The organism is Pontibacter aydingkolensis, from assembly GCF_019443125.1.
Lineage (GTDB): Bacteria > Bacteroidota > Bacteroidia > Cytophagales > Hymenobacteraceae > Pontibacter > Pontibacter aydingkolensis.
The window spans coordinates 1-15,620 of the sequence record NZ_JAHYXK010000026.1 but is presented as its reverse complement, the minus strand read 5'-3'; the positions used below and the strand labels follow the sequence as shown (position 1 = coordinate 15,620).

12 protein-coding genes and 1 pseudogene are annotated in these 15,620 nt (G+C 44.9%); 3 read left to right on the top strand and 10 right to left on the bottom strand.

Going from position 1 to position 15,620, the window contains the following annotated elements:
- Nucleotides 1–35: 35 nt before the first annotated feature.
- From K0O23_RS18550 to hemF, 4 genes are read right to left on the bottom strand one after another with little or no spacing between them, the layout of a single operon-like run.
- Complete coding sequence (locus K0O23_RS18550) at nt 36–971, bottom strand: DUF4249 family protein (protein ID WP_219878952.1); 936 nt, start codon at nt 969–971, stop codon at nt 36–38.
- 1 nt (nt 972) lies between these two features.
- Entirely contained in the window at nt 973–3,348 is a 2,376-nt protein-coding gene (locus tag K0O23_RS18545; RefSeq protein WP_246597214.1) for a TonB-dependent receptor, read from the bottom strand.
- A gap of 51 nt (nt 3,349–3,399) precedes the next feature.
- Nucleotides 3,400–3,972, bottom strand: a complete 573-nt coding sequence (locus K0O23_RS18540) for a phosphatase PAP2 family protein (RefSeq protein ID WP_219878951.1) — start codon at nt 3,970–3,972, stop codon at nt 3,400–3,402.
- 7 nt (nt 3,973–3,979) lie between these two features.
- Nucleotides 3,980–4,879, bottom strand: a complete 900-nt coding sequence (gene hemF / locus K0O23_RS18535; protein WP_219878950.1) for an oxygen-dependent coproporphyrinogen oxidase — start codon at nt 4,877–4,879, stop codon at nt 3,980–3,982.
- 306 nt (nt 4,880–5,185) lie between these two features.
- Between hemF and K0O23_RS18530 the strand changes: the two genes are divergently transcribed.
- Nucleotides 5,186–7,252, top strand: coding sequence for an alpha-ketoacid dehydrogenase subunit alpha/beta (locus tag K0O23_RS18530; protein WP_246597213.1), 2,067 nt, complete (start codon nt 5,186–5,188; stop codon nt 7,250–7,252).
- Between the two features lie 400 nt (nt 7,253–7,652).
- Here the strand turns inward: K0O23_RS18530 and tamL are convergent, their stop codons facing one another.
- Complete coding sequence (tamL, locus tag K0O23_RS18525) at nt 7,653–10,115, bottom strand: translocation and assembly module lipoprotein TamL (RefSeq protein WP_219878948.1); 2,463 nt, start codon at nt 10,113–10,115, stop codon at nt 7,653–7,655.
- On the opposite strand from tamL, the gene K0O23_RS18520 reads away from it, so the two are divergent.
- A complete protein-coding gene (locus tag K0O23_RS18520) occupies nt 10,106–10,876 on the top strand; it encodes a TrmH family RNA methyltransferase (protein ID WP_317195712.1) in 771 nt (256 codons plus the stop codon). The two genes, tamL and K0O23_RS18520, sit on opposite strands and share 10 nt — an antisense overlap.
- Before the next feature lie 68 nt (nt 10,877–10,944).
- Here K0O23_RS18520 and K0O23_RS18515 read toward each other — a convergent pair whose 3' ends face one another.
- The 4 genes from K0O23_RS18515 to K0O23_RS18500 all read right to left on the bottom strand — a co-directional run bounded on the left by K0O23_RS18515 (nt 10,945) and on the right by K0O23_RS18500 (nt 14,534).
- Complete coding sequence (locus K0O23_RS18515) at nt 10,945–12,072, bottom strand: outer membrane beta-barrel protein (protein WP_219878947.1); 1,128 nt, start codon at nt 12,070–12,072, stop codon at nt 10,945–10,947.
- Nucleotides 12,073–12,084: 12 nt separating this feature from the next.
- Nucleotides 12,085–12,957 carry a hypothetical protein gene (locus K0O23_RS18510; protein WP_219878946.1) on the bottom strand — a complete coding sequence of 291 codons (873 nt, stop codon included), beginning with the start codon at nt 12,955–12,957 and terminating at the stop codon, nt 12,085–12,087.
- Nucleotides 12,958–12,972: 15 nt separating this feature from the next.
- On the bottom strand, nt 12,973–13,506 hold the full coding sequence (locus K0O23_RS18505; RefSeq protein WP_219878945.1) for an RNA polymerase sigma factor: 534 nt from the start codon (nt 13,504–13,506) through the stop codon (nt 12,973–12,975).
- Nucleotides 13,507–13,814: 308 nt separating this feature from the next.
- The gene (locus K0O23_RS18500; RefSeq protein WP_219878944.1) at nt 13,815–14,534 is read right to left on the bottom strand and encodes an arylesterase; all 720 of its coding nucleotides are present in this window, start codon (nt 14,532–14,534) and stop codon (nt 13,815–13,817) included.
- A gap of 142 nt (nt 14,535–14,676) precedes the next feature.
- On the opposite strand from K0O23_RS18500, the gene K0O23_RS18495 reads away from it, so the two are divergent.
- Nucleotides 14,677–15,375, top strand: a complete 699-nt coding sequence (locus K0O23_RS18495; protein WP_219878943.1) for an ABC transporter ATP-binding protein — start codon at nt 14,677–14,679, stop codon at nt 15,373–15,375.
- Between the two features lie 143 nt (nt 15,376–15,518).
- Here K0O23_RS18495 and K0O23_RS20630 read toward each other — a convergent pair.
- Nucleotides 15,519–15,620, bottom strand: a pseudogene (locus K0O23_RS20630) (IS982 family transposase); the annotation flags it as partial.

Sequence of the window (15,620 nt, the reverse complement as noted above, 5' to 3'; positions counted from 1 at the left end):
ATAAACGAATAACCAGTAACCAATAACCAAACCGCTCACTCAATAACCAAAGTATGGTATGTAACGCCATAACCGCCCCAGATGCCTAAACCGCCTTTAATGTTTGAGCGGGTAGTATTGGGTGAACCGATGGGGCTGCCGTTGCTGTTTTGCTCGCTCTCCAAAGTGCTCCAGAAACGGAAATGAGCCAGATCAATGGCTGCCCAGCGCACCGTAACAGTGTCTCCTTTTCCAAAATAGCCATATAACTCCTCATTTACTTCTGACTGCCCTCTGGGCTCACCGCGGTCTAAGGGAAAAGTAATGGTGCCGCCGTTTATCAGCTCATCATTAAAAACGGAGCCTAACAAGCCGGGATAAAATGGTTCCTGGTTGCGTTTTGTAAAGTAGCGCACGCTGTTGCCTAAGGTATCGGGGTCTGCGTAGCGGTACATCAGAATTTTAAGGCTGTCTTGTTCAGGGTTGGAGTGTGGGGCAGTCCAGAGTACATCAATGGGGTTTAAGTTTGGTATAGTTGTGTTAGACGTAAGCACTTTGCCCTGATGGCTGATGCGTAAGCCATAACTCTTACCTATCTCACCTTTCAGTTCATCAGAAGTATAAACATAGAAAGGAAAACCATTGCTGCCATTTAGTAAATTCTCGGAAACCCCAAACAGCAGCGCCACCTGCTCTTTTAACTCCTTTGTAAATGATGCCGAAGGAATCTCCCGCAAAGTATACACCTTTCCGCCTGAGTTAACTGTAACCTGAGCGTTATGCACAAAGGCACTTTCAAGGGTCTCGAAAGACACGTTGGCAAATACAGGCACAGACCTTGTAAGCACTACAATTGGAGGAGAGCCCTGCTCTATGTGACCCTCTACAACTAGTTGCTCTTCGCCCTCAGGAATATCTAGCGTAAGGTTTTCTTCGCAGCCTGCAAGTAGCATTAAACCCAGCAACGAAAGTATAAAATGAATGCTTTTCATGTTATTTCCAGCTAAAATTCCAGGTTACAGAGGGCAACGGAAAAGGTATGGTCGATACTTTTTTGGCCTGCAGCTTTATATCCTGGCTGTATGGCTCTCCCTGGTTGTCGATGTAGTATAAAAACGGGTTTCGGCGGCCATATACATTGTAAATCGAAAAGGTAAAGCTGTTTTGTATGTTTTTATACTTCTTTCCTTCCAAGGTAGCGGCCAGATCCAGGCGATGCGTGGGCTCCATCCTGAAACTGTTTCTGTCGCCATACTGGTATACTACGCTGCCCTCTATAAAATAACGGCGTACAGGCATGGTTGTAGCCTGCCCGGTACCGTAAACAAATACACCACCAAAGGTCCACTTATCGTTTAGTTTGTAATTGGCAACCACAGACAGGTCATGGCGCCTGTCGAAGCGTGCCGGGAAGGTACTGCCCTGGTTAAGGTCCGGGAACTTACGTGTGGTTCTAGACAAAGTATACCCAACCCAGCCCTGCAGGTCACCAAAGTTTTTGCGCAGAAATAACTCAACGCCATACGACTCGCCGCTTCCGCTCACGAATTCATATTCCAGGTCTCGGTTACTTGGGCCGGGTGCATAGCCTTCGCGGTACTCCAGCTGGTTCTGCATGGTTTTATAGTATACTTCCACAGAGCCTTCATACTCATTCTGAGCTATACTTTTAAAATAACCTAGGGCATACTGTGTAGCACGTTGTGGTCTTACAATGGCGGAACTGGGCACCCATACATCCAACGGTAAAGTAGTATAGGCATTCGATACCAGGTGCAGGTATTGTGCAGATTGCGTAAATGCAACCTTTACAGAGGAGTTTTGATCTAAAGTATAACGCAGCGATGCCCGTGGCTCAAGGTTATGATATGATTTTACCTTATCGCCACGCCCAAAGTTCACAGAATCCGAAACCTGCTCATTGTTATCAAAATTGTAAAAGCTAAATGGACCAACCTGCATAAAGTGGCTACTTCTCAGGCCCAGGCTTATTAAAAGTCTATCGGTCAGGTTCCAGTCGTCAGCTATATAAAGAGCTGTCTCGTGGGCATATTTAGGTTTTATACGATCTGTGCTGAACGCATCGCCATCTACACCCTCGGCTTGTCCTGTACGGGGCCTAAGCGTGTGGTAAGTATATTGTAAACCATACTGTATGTGATGCTTGACGCTGGGTGTATAATCAAAACCGAGATTAAAGCTGTAGTCGCGCACACCGGTTTCCAGAACAGTAGTATAACCGCCAAACTCCCAGGTAAACTCAAAATTATAGTTACTGAGCAGGGCAGAGGCATTCATGAACAGTTTATCGCTGAATAGGTGGTTCCAACGGGCTGTGGCACTGGCGTTTCCCCAGAAAAAATCAGAAGTAAAACGCCCATCCGATAGGTTTAAAGTGCCTTTGTCGCGGCCATAGTAGCCACTCAGGTACAGCCTGTCTTTATCTGATAAAGTATAAGTAATCTTGCCGTTAAGGTCGTAGAAGTAATAAGGTACGCCACCTTGCTCAGTATCTTTCAGAAACGGCTCTGTAAGCACATCTATATAAGTTCTGCGGCCAGAAAGTAGAAACGATGCTTTTTCTTTGGCAATAGGCCCCTGCAGCGTTAAACGAGAAGCAATCAAGCCAACACCGCCATCAGCCCTGAACTGAGACATGTCTCCGTCTTTCATCTCCACATCGAGCACCGAAGATAATCTGCCCCCGTACCTGGCCGGCATGTTGCCTTTCAGGAGCGTAGTATTTTCGATGGCATTGCTGTTAAAAACCGAAAAGAAATTGAGCAGGTGGCCGGGGTTGTAAATGGTAGCCTTATCCAGTAATACCAGATTTTGGTCTGCACCACCGCCACGAACATAAAAGCCCGTATTGCCTTCGCCGCCAGACTGTACACCCGGCATTAGCTGTACTGTTTTTAAAATGTCAGTTTCTCCAAAGAGTACTGGCAGGGTTTTAAGAGTTTCCAGGGGGATGTCAATTTGCCCCATGGTGGCAGTTTCGGTTATTGGGGGCTGTCGATTGGCAATTACCTCCACCTCCTGCACACCATAGGTTTTTGCTGAGAGTCTGATGGTTAATTGCTTGTTCTGATCTAATAGGAGGGGCTGTTCCTGGTCGTCGTAGCCAATGTAGCGGGTAACCAAAGTATAACTCCCTGCCTCTGCCGTAAAACTATACCTGCCGTTTGCATCTGTCACTGCACCGGCACTTGGCCTTTCTTTTAAGAAAAGCGATGCCCCAGCCAAAGCCTCACCAGATTCAGCATCCAGTACGCGGCCAGATAAAGTATAAAACTGCTGTGCCAGTGCATGATTGCCACAAGCCAGCAGCCAAACTAAAAGTATAAAACTGTAAAAATGATTGCGCAAAATCAATGCCTTTGAATAACCACAAAGGAAACAGCACTTACTGCTAATAGTTTAACGCACAAAACGGGGGTATTTGTTCAGAAGAATAGTGTAACCCAACGAGCATAAATAAGCAAGAAAAGAGCCAAGTATAGCACCACCTATTATATCCCCAGGAAAGTGAACACCCAGGTAAATACGGCTATACGAAACAACAACCGCCCATGCCACCAGTACAATCTTAAAAATAAAGTACCTGTCTGAAAGTATAAGGTTAAAGAAAACGGCCAGCGCAAAGCTGTTAGCCGCATGCGACGACATAAACCCAAACTGACCTCCGCAACCTTCTACAAGATTAACAAATTCCGAGAGTGATGCATCGTGGCATGGACGAAGGCGTGCAAAGTATGGCTTAAACAAACCTGAAGCTATAAAATCAGACAAACCGATTGCCACAAGCACTAATCCGATCATAGGTATACTTTGCCTGCGGTAGCGCCATACCAGGTAGGCTACCAAACCCAGGTAAAAAGGTATCCAAACCAGCTTTTCCGACACAAAAACCATTATAGTATTCCAAAATGGACTTTGAATGTCGTTTAAGTAGATAAACAGGTCCTTATCCAGTTGTTCCAGCGTCTCCATAGGGGGGTTACTGCACGTGAAGCCAGTCGATGTCTTTTTTCAGGTATTGCTGCGTCTTTTCTTCTGCGCTACCCGGCTCAGGTGTAAAGTTATAGTGCCACGAAGCATGTGTAGGAAGGCTCATAAGTATAGACTCTATTCTACCTTTGGTAAGCAACCCAAACTTAGTGCCGCGGTCATATACCAGGTTAAATTCCACGTAGCGGCCACGGCGTATCAGCTGCCATTGCTTTTCTTTTTCACCGTATGCCAGATCGCGGTTCTGGTTCATTATACTAGTATAAAAAGGAATAAAAGCATAGGCCACATCGCGTACAAAGGCAAATCGATCTTCCATACTTATCTCGTCGGTAGCCATTAGTCTGTCGAAGAAAATGCCACCTACGCCACGGGTTTCTTCGCGGTGCTCGTTGTAAAAGTAATCATCGGCCCACTTCTTAAACTCCGGGTAATAACTTGGGTGGTGCTTGTCGCAAACTTCTTTCATTTGCTCATGAAAAGCACGCGCCTGCTTCAGGTCCAGGTAAATAGGAGTAAGGTCAATGCCGCCTCCAAACCAGGCTTGTCCGTTCCCGGCCTCAAAGTAGCGTACGTTCATGTGGGTAATAGGCACCATCGGGCTGTGCGGGTGCATAACCACCGAAACGCCGGTTGCAAAGTATGCAGGATCGGGCATTTGCAGCATCTTCAGGAACTGTGGAGATAACTCACCCTGCACCGCAGAAAAATTGACGCCGCCTTTCTCCAACACATGGCCATTTTCGATAACCCGCGAAATACCGCCACCGCCGCCTTCGTGCTGCCACTCATCGGCTGTAAACGTTGCACCGCCATCGCAATTTTCCAACGCCTGGTACAGGTCTTTCTGGAACTGGCGCATAAACGCCTCTACTTTATCTCTGAACATAGTTTTTGACAAAAGATTATTTGACAAAAGACAATGGATTATTTAATTCAGGTAAATCCTCTGCCAGTTTCAAATCTATACTTCAGTTAAACAGTAAGAACATTTATACTTGACACCAACAGACTTCTAAGATTAAATCTAAAAAAGTATTTTGTCCTTTGTCAAGCAGTCCCTGGTCTAGGTAAAAGTATAGTTGGTGCAAAATTACCGATTATTGCCGGAGTAGCGAAGCATCAAGAAGGATTTTAGAAAAAGGGGATAAATTCGTATTTTCGGGCAAAAGAACTGCACTTTATGTCAAATGATATGCTAGAAGCGGTAAAGCTGGATATTGATCTGCTTAAAAAAGCTTACCGCCTGATGATTACTGCCAAAACCATGGCAGACACTTATGAAGAAAATAAAGCTATCTGCAGCAAGTATGTACACAGCACCTCCCGAGGGCACGAAGCGATACAGCTTGCCGCCGCTTTCCAGTTAAAGTCTTACGACTACGCCGCGCCATATTACAGAGATGACTCTATCCTTTTGGGTATTGGTATGCAGCCGTACGAGTTAATGCTGCAGCTGATGGCAAAAGCCGATGATCCATTCTCTGGTGGCCGCACTTACTATGGGCATCCATCTTTAAAAAGAGAGGGTTTTCCTACTATTCCGCACCAAAGCTCTGCTACAGGTATGCAAGCCATTCCGGCAACAGGTATGGCGCATGGTATAGCTTACCTAGAAGGACAGGGGTTACTGAAAGCAGACGAGAAAGCGGTTGTGCTGTGCTCGCTGGGAGATGGTTCTGTAACGGAAGGTGAAGTGGCAGAGGCTTTCCAGATGGCGATATTGAAAAATTTGCCGATTGTGTACCTGATACAGGACAACGACTGGGGAATTTCAGCTACGGGCAAAGAAATGCGTGCCATGGATGCCTATGAGTATGCTGCCGGCTTTAAAGGTATGGAACGCCTGCGTGTAAACGGCTCTGACTTCGAAGAGTCGTATGAGGGTATGCGTGTTGCTTTTGAATATGCCCGTAAAGTGCGTAAGCCTATACTGGTACATGCCAAGGTTCCGCTTTTGGGCCATCATACTTCAGGAGTACGCCGTGAATGGTACCGTGGCGATAACCTGAACCAGCATGCCGTAGACGACCCTATTCCAAAGCTGCGCCACGCCTTGTTAAATGCCGATGTGAGCCAGGATGAAATTGATCAGCTGGAGCAGGAAGCAGTTGCCTGTGTGGCTGCAGATTATCACCGTGCACTGGAAGCACCAAATCCTGAACCGGCAACTTTTGATCAGCATGAGTTTGCGCCAACACCGATAACCGAAGAGAAAGGCGAGAGAACCCCAGCCGGAGCAGAAAAAGCCATCATGGTGGATGCTGCACTGCATGCCGTGGATGATATACTTCGCACTTACCCGGAGGCTTTATTTTACGGCCAGGACGTAGGCGGTGAGTTGGGTGGCGTGTTCCGTGAGGCTGCTTTGCTGGCTAAAAAGTATGGCGATGCACGCGTGTTCAATACCCCGATCCAGGAAGCATACATTGTAGGCTCAACGGCAGGTATGTCGGCAGTAGGTGCCAAGGCTATCGTAGAGATACAGTTTGCCGATTACATCTGGCCAGGTATTAACCAGTTGGTAGAAGAGCTGTCAAAAAGCTGCTACCTGAGCAACGGCAAATTCCCGATTCAATCTGTTATTCGTGTGCCAATTGGTGCTTACGGTGGTGGCGGACCTTACCATTCCGGAAGCATAGAATCTACATTGTTGAATATCAGAGGTATAAAAGTAGTGTTCCCGAGCAATGCCGCCGATATGAAAGGCCTTATGAAAGCTGCCTTCCTGGACCCGAACCCTGTTGTTATGCTAGAGCACAAAGGCATTTACTGGTCAAAAGTGGCTGGTACCGAAGATGCTAAGACTATTGAGCCGGATGAAAACTACATTTTGCCACTGGGTAAAGCCAATATTGTACAAAAGGCCGATGAGGAGGAAATCAGAATGGGCAACAGCCTAACCGTTATCACTTACGGTATGGGTGTATACTGGGCCAAAACAGCTGCTAAGCAATTCCCGGGAAGTATAGAAATTGTAGACCTGCGCACACTTAACCCACTGGACTACGAAACAGTACGCACATCTGTAGAGCGCCATGGCAAAGCCCTTGTATTGACAGAAGAGCCGCTAATGAACTCTTTTGCTGAGTCTCTGGCCGGACGCCTGTCAAAGGACTGCTTTAAAATGCTGGATGCACCTGTTTATACTTTGGGGGCTGCTAACCTGCCAGCTATTCCGCTTAATGTGGAACTGGAAAAGATGATGTTACCTAACCCTGATAAAGTAGCTAAGGTGCTGGAGGAGTTGTTGAACTACTAGCAAGAAACCTAAAAATAGAACTTTAGACCAGGGACAAAAGAATTCTAAAGTATAAAGTTTAAAAAGCAGAAGCCCCGTCAGTTGATGGGGCTTCTTCATTTTGTCTGAATCAGGATTTGAAGGATGAAATTTGATACACTGGATTATTGGCCGCAGATCAATAGGGCTTGGATTGAATAGGTTAAAGGTGATTTGATTAGCATACTTCCCAGCGTTTTAAAACCCGTGAGCTTTTTGGCAGCTACAAAGTATAAGCTAATAATAGACACTCGCAGGACCTTCGAACGCTGCGAGGTCTAAAAAATCCTGCTTATCCGATTCTAATCAAGCAAATCCTGATTCAGAAAAAAATCAATTAAATCAATCAATCCCCTTTAATTACCGGTCCTAAGCTATGGTCCTAGAATGGATAGCCGATACCAATATTCAATGAGGTCTGGTTGTTTCGTGTAAAGATCTGTGAGAACTTGAAGTTGTCAAACACAAACTTATCGCTTCCTATGCCTGCCGGGTCGTATACTTTGGTGGCAATATCAAAACGGAGCACTACTACAGATAGATCGAAGCGAACACCGAATCCTGTACCTACGGCAATCTCTTTATAGAAACGGTTAAATTCGAAATTGGCACCTGGTTTAGAAGCATCTTTATCAAGCAGCCATACATTGCCTGCATCTACAAATACAGCACCGTTTATAAAGCTGAACATATTAAAGCGGTACTCTGCACTACCTTCCAGTAAAACCTCGCCAGGTTGTTCAGCATTAAAATTTCGCACCAGTACAGGTTCTCCATCATCACCTATTAATGGATTACCATTTTCGTCTTTTGCCGGGGTTGTAGCAAAGAAAGAACCAAGCCCTAAGCGCCTTGACTGCCAGGCCCGTACACTGGAGGCGCCACCAGCAAAAAAGTGCTTATCGTAGGGCAACACATCTGAATTAAATAGCGGCTTTGCAACACCTGTGTTAAGCCTGTACGCAAACAGGCGTTTGCCCCCAAGCGGAATGTAGCGGCGGTAGTCAGGGTTTAACCTGGCATACTGGAAAGTTCTTAGATCACCAACATTCATGTTAAGCCCGAGTTGCTGGCTTAAACCACCTATCTCTGCCTGCGTTCTGAAGTATCTGGCATTTCTGGTTTGGGCAAAATCGTTTGTGTTAAATATAAAGTTAAACGACATAAACGACAGCAAGGCACTCTCAAAACTCTCTGCTAAAGACCTGCTGTTACTAAAGTTTTCCAGGTAAGCCAGAAACGTAGGATCTAACCTGCTTACATTTATGATATTAAAATTTACAGGTGAGAAAATGTACTGCATCACAGGTGGCTGTGACGGGCTTCTATATTGCTGCCAGATATAATCAAGGCCCAACTGGTAACTTAGGCGCTTATACTCCGTCCGGTCTTCGGAAGTGATGCCGGTATAAAACCGGGTCCTCGGGTTAAAGTTAGAAAGCAGGCTCTTATTAGTGAAAGGCACTAGAATAACCGGAAAGGTAAGCGATACATTGCCCCCGTACTCCTTTATCATAACAGTTTCAGCAGTCTCAGATAGGGCTATCTGACCTTCCAGGCCACCATAAAGGCCAATGTCCAGGTTCTCGGCACCGCCAAAAATATTCCTTACCCGCAAGCGTATGCTTGTAAATGGCCCGGGTCTGCGCTCAGTAAAGTTTACACCTAACTCTGTTGTTTCCTGAAACTTTTTGGCTGGCACTGCATTAATGAACGCGTTTAGCTGGTAAACCGAATCATAAGGAGACAATACCTTGTTATACAACACGTTATTAAATTGAAACACATCCAGACTAGAAAGATTACGCTGCGTAATGGTAGTTTTTAACTGACTGTATGGCTGCCCTGACGCTATATCAATTTTCTGATCGAGAATATCTTTAGCATAACGGTGCTTGTAAGCCATGTAATTTATACCGTTATACTTTATGGTATCGCGGGGTATGCCAAACCGGTCTACATCAGATTTAAAGTATACATTTTTGATAGTATATACTTTATGCCGATCGCCTTGCTCTGGGTTTTGGATGATAGTATTTACCTGAGCAAGGTTACCAACTTGGGTAGTATCTACCAGAAACTCTATATAAGCCCGCGCAAAATCATAGTAGCCACGGTTACGGAGCAGGTTATAAATTCTGTCCCTTTCAGCAGACAGGGTGTTTTCATCATAAATTTCGCCAAGCTGTAAAAGAGACCTGTTTGAGCTACTCAGTACATGGCGCCTGATAGCAGTATCGGGTATAGTGTAGGTAAATTCGGAGTAACGATAGGGACTATGTTCATCAATATTAACAGTAATGTAAACAAGCTTATCATTTTTAACCTCTTTTGTGTAGCTGGTCTCACTGTTAAAGAAACCCTTTGAGTTAAGGTAAATATCAATCTGCTCTACGGTACGCTGCATCTGCACAGAGTCGTAAATAGCAGGTGGCTCACCGATCTGCATTAAAAAATTACCTTCTTTCAGCTTTGTTTCCAGGCGTTCTATCCGGTTATCAAACCTATTTCGAATTTTAACGATTTTTGTGGTATCTGTACCGGCTTCTGCAATCTTCTCCTCGCGCTTTGCTTCCTGCTCCTGTATCTTCTGCTGAATTTTTGGTGGGTCGTAAAACTTTTTACCGAAGTTATAAAGCGCCAGGTAAGGTGCAGACCCAAACACCAAACGATTTGGATCCTGCCGGTAAAGTGGCTGAATAGCAGTAGCATCTACCAGATCAAGCCCTTCAGGTTTTATACTTACAAGTAACTGCTCATTCTCGCCGAGGTACCTGGTAGGTACGCAACCCATAATGAGCAGAATTGTAAATGCAAGCGCGTATATGTATACTCGTGATTTCAAACGTTTATCCGGCTATGTTCTCTAAAGCAATTGTAAAATACGTTAAATCGTTGCAAGTAAAAAAATACCGCAGCCAACACCAAGCCTTTGTGGTAGAGGGCGCAAAAAGTGTGCTGGAGTTACTGCAGTCCGATTTTGAGATTCAGCACCTGTTTGTAACCGAATCTTTTAGGCAAGAACATGCCGCCCTGCTGCACAAAGGGTTTAAGTATGATATAGTTACAGAAAAAGACCTGGTGGCTGCAGGCACCTTCGCCAGTAATAACGCTGCGCTGGCAGTGGCAAGTATGCGAAAGCTTCCGCACCTTACGCTACAGGAAAAAGATTTTGTGATTGCGCTTGACGACATACGCGACCCGGGCAACCTGGGCACCATTATCCGTATAGCCGACTGGTATGGCATTGAGCATGTTGTATGTTCTGAGAGTTGTGCCGATTTTTATAATCCCAAAGTTATCGCTGCCACCATGGGTTCGTTTACCAGGATTAACGTACATTATGTAAACCTGACGGAATGGCTGGCACAGTATACAACTAAGTATAAAATTTACGGGGCCTCGCTTGCCGGAGAAAACCTGCATAAGATGAAGCTTAAGCCGGAGGGCATACTGGTACTGGGCAACGAAGCAAACGGTATACGCCCCGAAGTAGCAGGCCAAATAAATCAACTTATCAAAATTCCTGCATTCGGAAAAGCAGAGTCTCTTAATGTAGCCACAGCAACCGCCATCATCATTGATAATTTTAAACGGAACGCGTAACAAAAAAGAGGAGCTCCAGGGCTCCTCTTTTCGTTCACCTTAATCACAAACAAACTCTTTTATACTTTTTAGTTAAGCAGCCTTAATCCGAAGCTGATAACATTAGCCTGAGGGCCGCGGTTATCTTTGAACACATCGTTCATGTTATACTTTACGAACATGTTCAGGCTTCCGTATCCGATGACACCTTCCAGGCCATACTGAAAATCACTCAGGTTAAAGTTATCGCGGGTTTTATCTTTCTCAGTTTTGCCTTCTTCCTGGTATTTCAGTTTTGTATGGCTACCCAAACGATATCCGGCAAAACCACCTGCGCCAATTAAAAATCCATCTTTACCATTTTCGCGCTTAAACTTTAGCATTGGCATAATCGGGATGTTAACAGAAGAATAAGTCAGTTTAGATTTCTCGAAATTACGATCAGTCAGCTCTGTAAAAGTGGTTACCTTGTTTACATCAGTCACAACAATGTCATCGTCGAACATAAAGTTGTTGAAGGCAAACTCGAAACCTGACACGATGTAGAACGGGCTTTTACGGCCACCAATCTGGTTGTTCAGGTGCAGGTTAAGGCTCACATATCTTGATCCTAGTGTTTTAAGGTCTGGTACCTGGTTGTCATTTGTACTGAGGAAGTTGTTATAACCCAGGTCCACGTCAAAGTTAAACTTAGAGGCTTTATAATGGCTTTCTTTGTAAGCGGCACGTGTGCTGTCGCGCTGGGCTTTATCTGGCACGTTTACATTTACTTTGGTATTGTCGCCATCTTCTTCTACTTCCACATCAATTTTAAAAGATTTGTTAATGCGGATCTCGTGGCGCTCTTTTTTAACATCGCCGGTTTTCTTATCCTGCTCCTGTACAGTTACTGTTATTTCTTCAGATTTACCGTCGGCAGCCTTAGCTGTGTTAAATGTTACCGTGAGGTCCTTGTTTCCAGTAGTGTTCTCCATCTGATCAACCTGATCTACATACTTGTTCAGTTCACGCATCAGCGAGTCGAGGCTGTAAGTCTGAAAAGCCTTTAATTGCTCTATATTCTGCAGTTGAAGGATCAATTTGGCGCCGTTTGCCATTTTCACAACAATCGTATCCTGCTCAGAAGTTAGTCGCTCTTTCACGGTAAGACCGCCTTTGGCAGACACACCGGTCACGGTGGCCATGAATATGGCCATGATAAGTAGTACTCGTTTCATCGTTTTGTAGGGTTAGAGATTAATTACTTTTGAAAATTTTTGTTTCCCGATCTGTGTTTCCAGCGCCACTCTGTCGGCACGTATACCAAGGTCTGCCAATTGCACCTGCTCGCCATTAGCCAGGTTACGTGCCTGCTTAAAGATATTTTTAGCAAGCCTGGCTTTCTTGTCGAGACCACTTGGTTCGCTCTCTTCTACCTCTGCTGTTGCGACAGTTAGGGTAGCAGCGCGCTTAATCGTGATCTCTACAGGTCGGGCATTCATGTCGGAGCTGACAGCCAGGGCAGACGACATAACCGGTTTGCCAGTTGGCACTACCGTTGCTGTTTCTGCTGGTTTTTCAGTTACCGGGGTAGTAGCGGCAATGGCCTGCTGCACATTTGCCGTTGGTTGAGGAGCTTCTATAACTTGGGCCGCTTTTGTTTGCTGTACAGCTTTTGTTGCCTTTGCTATGGTAGCTGGTTTCTCAACCGGTTCTGCAATACTAGATGCAGGGGCTGCATCTTCGGTTGCCTGGGTCTCAGAATTTTTTTCAGATTTTATTTCTGCCTGTGCCAAAGTCTCTGTAGCAGGGGCTTTGTAAGCAGGCGATTCCTGAAGTAGAACTTTGTCTTTATCTGCTAACTGCTCGCTTATCTCTGGCGTGGTTTTAATGTTATAGAACACCACACCAACAGCAAGCAATAACGATAGCGAAGCCGCGATAGAAGAGTAGATCCACAGAAAGCTTTTCTTTTCTTCTTTCTTTTCCTCTGTCAGCAGGCTCTGGCGTGGCATCTCATCCTCCATTCTGTCCTGCAGTTTGCTCCACAGGTCTAGGGGAGGAGTGGGAGAGGTGTTGCCCAAACGCTCTTTAAATATTTTGTCTATGTCTTCTGGTTTCATGGTATCCTCCTTTTCTTAAACGGCTATGGCACTTTGTCCTTCTAATCTGCGCTGTAGCATGGCGCGGGCCTTGCTTAACTGCGATTTGGATGTGCCTTCGTTAATACCGAGCATGTCCGCAATTTCTTTGTGTGAGTATCCTTCAATTGCATAAAGGTTAAAAACTGCTCTGTAACCTGCAGGTAATGTATGCAACAACTCCATTAATTCTCCTTCAGCCAAATCATTGTCGGCACTACTTGCTCCGGCAACCTGTATGTGGCTGTCTTCTATGGCCAGGTGCAGCGGCTCTTTCTTTCTTAAAAAAGCCAGGGCTTCGTTTACCATAATTCGGCGTACCCATCCTTCAAAACTTCCTTTAGCCTCAAAGCGATCAATGTTCTGGTAAATTTTCATAAACCCGTTCAGCAGTGCTTCTTCCGCATCCATGTCGTTCTTGAGGTAACGCAAGCACACGCCGTACATTTTAGAGGCATACTGTTCGTACAGCATCTTCTGTGCTTTACTATCAGCCTTCTGGCATCCCGCTATTAACTCCGATTCCGACACGATTTGTAAAAAATTATCAAATGCTGCTGTTAGGTATACTTTACAATTTTAGAGCTTTATTTGGCTCTTTAACCCTTAGATGTAGAATACCATACTATAGGTTGCCTGAGGATATATAAATTTCTGTATTTTTTTCTCAACAGCCAATCTGCTTGCTATATATAATTGATTATCAACTATAAAATATTAAATTTATACTTCGGGAAAGTATAAAAAGTATAAAATAATATAACGAAACTTGAGTTATTTAACCAAAAAAATCGCCTGCACATGAATGAACAGGCGACTTTATACAAGTAAGGATAATTTTACTGGACTGCGGGAACCTTAAGCATATCTTCCATTACAGCCCATACATTCTCTGCCAGTATCTTTTGCCCCTCAACAGTAGGGTGAATACCATCTGCCTGGTTAAGTTTAGGCATACCGGCAACACCTTCCAGCAGAAAAGGGATTAAGGCAACATTCTCTTCTTCAGCGAGGTTTATAAATACATTCCGGAACTCGTTGGTATACTTCTGGCCCATGCTAGGCGGAATCTGCATACCGGCAAGTATGATCTGGGCTTCCGGGTTTTTTTCGCGTACTTTCTGTATTATGGTCTGCAGGTTTTTATAAGTTTCAGAAGGATCAATACCCCTGAGGCCGTCGTTTGCACCCAGTTCCAGCACAAATACATCGATAGGCTGTTTCAGTAGCCAGTTGATCCGGCTCTTACCGCCTGCAGAGGTCTCACCACTAACACCGGCATTTACTACTTTGTAAGGTAAATAAAGGGAGTCAATCTTATGCTGAATCAGAGCCGGGAAAGCCTGGTCCGGCTCCAGACCATAACCGGCGGTCAGGCTGTTGCCAAAAAACAGGATGTTTCTGGTTCTTTCTGATTTTTCATTTTTTGCTTCAGCCTCTGCAACTGTATCTGTTTCACGTTCTTCGGTTATAGCTGTAGACCTATCAGCCTCGCTGCATGCAGCAAAGCTGAACACAAAGGCCAAAAGGATGATGAAAAAATTACGTTTTAGAATCATAAATACACTTAGTTTCTTAAATTTATACTTGGCTCTATATTAAACAATAACGTAAAATACAGGTTTACCAGTTTTTACAGCATTGGCAACGTAAATAAAGTGCCAGTAATGTACGTTCCATACTACCTTAACATCTACATACGTGTCTGTCATACTAGAAATTAAAGATCTCGAAAAAACATACTACAGTGGAAATCACCCGCTAACAGTTCTGCAAGGTATAAATTTTTCGCTTCAGGCCGGTGATACCTGCGCCATTGTTGGCCCGTCGGGTAGCGGCAAAACCACGTTGCTGGGCCTTTGCGCCGGCCTCGACAGAGCTTCTTCTGGCTCTGTGGTACTTAACGGAATTAAACTGGATAACCTCTCGGAGGATGAACGCGCACAGGTACGCAACCAATACGTAGGCTTTATTTTTCAGAACTTTCAGTTGATTTCTACTTTAACAGCCGTAGAAAATGTAATGGTGCCACTGGAACTCCGCGGAGAGCGAAATGTACACAAACAAGCTATGGAGCTATTGGAGCGGGTAGGTCTGGCAGAGCGTTACGACCATTACCCGACACAGCTTTCCGGTGGCGAGCAACAACGCGTTTCCTTGGCAAGGGCTTTCTCAAACAAACCAACTATACTTTTTGCAGATGAACCCACCGGTAATTTGGATGAGGAAACAGGGCAGAAGGTAGAAAATCTGCTGTTCGACCTGAATCGCGAAGCTGGCACCACGCTGGTACTAGTAACACACGACCTGGAACTGGCCGAGAAAACAGATCGCATCATCCGCATTAAAGGAGGCGCAGTTGTCTCTGATCAGGTAACGTCTGTAATTAATAAGGATTAGAATAATGATTGAGTAACTAATAATGATGAATTCTTTACTTGAAACATTATTTTCAGGTACAGTTAATAAGCAGTCTGTGAACAACATTAGTTAATCATGATTATTTCCTCATTCACTCATTCATAATTAACTCAAGTTGCGAGCTACTCAATTACTTGAGCTAGCGTGTAGGCGAAGATAAAGAGGATTAGCTTTAGGATGAATCCTTCGGCTGTGACGGCATGGATCTTCCTGGGGAAGAAGCC

Excerpts from the sequence above, each read along its gene's own strand:
- K0O23_RS18500 (WP_219878944.1), bottom strand. The coding sequence starts at position 14,534 with ATGATTCTAAAACGTAATTTTTTCATCATCCTTTTGGCCTTTGTGTTC.
- K0O23_RS18550 (WP_219878952.1), bottom strand. The coding sequence starts at position 971 with ATGAAAAGCATTCATTTTATACTTTCGTTGCTGGGTTTAATGCTACTT.
- K0O23_RS18540 (WP_219878951.1), bottom strand. The coding sequence starts at position 3,972 with ATGGAGACGCTGGAACAACTGGATAAGGACCTGTTTATCTACTTAAAC.
- K0O23_RS18515 (WP_219878947.1), bottom strand. The coding sequence starts at position 12,072 with ATGAAACGAGTACTACTTATCATGGCCATATTCATGGCCACCGTGACC.
- K0O23_RS18530 (WP_246597213.1), top strand. The coding sequence starts at position 5,186 with ATGCTAGAAGCGGTAAAGCTGGATATTGATCTGCTTAAAAAAGCTTAC.
- hemF (WP_219878950.1), bottom strand. The coding sequence starts at position 4,879 with ATGTTCAGAGATAAAGTAGAGGCGTTTATGCGCCAGTTCCAGAAAGAC.
- K0O23_RS18510 (WP_219878946.1), bottom strand. The coding sequence starts at position 12,957 with ATGAAACCAGAAGACATAGACAAAATATTTAAAGAGCGTTTGGGCAAC.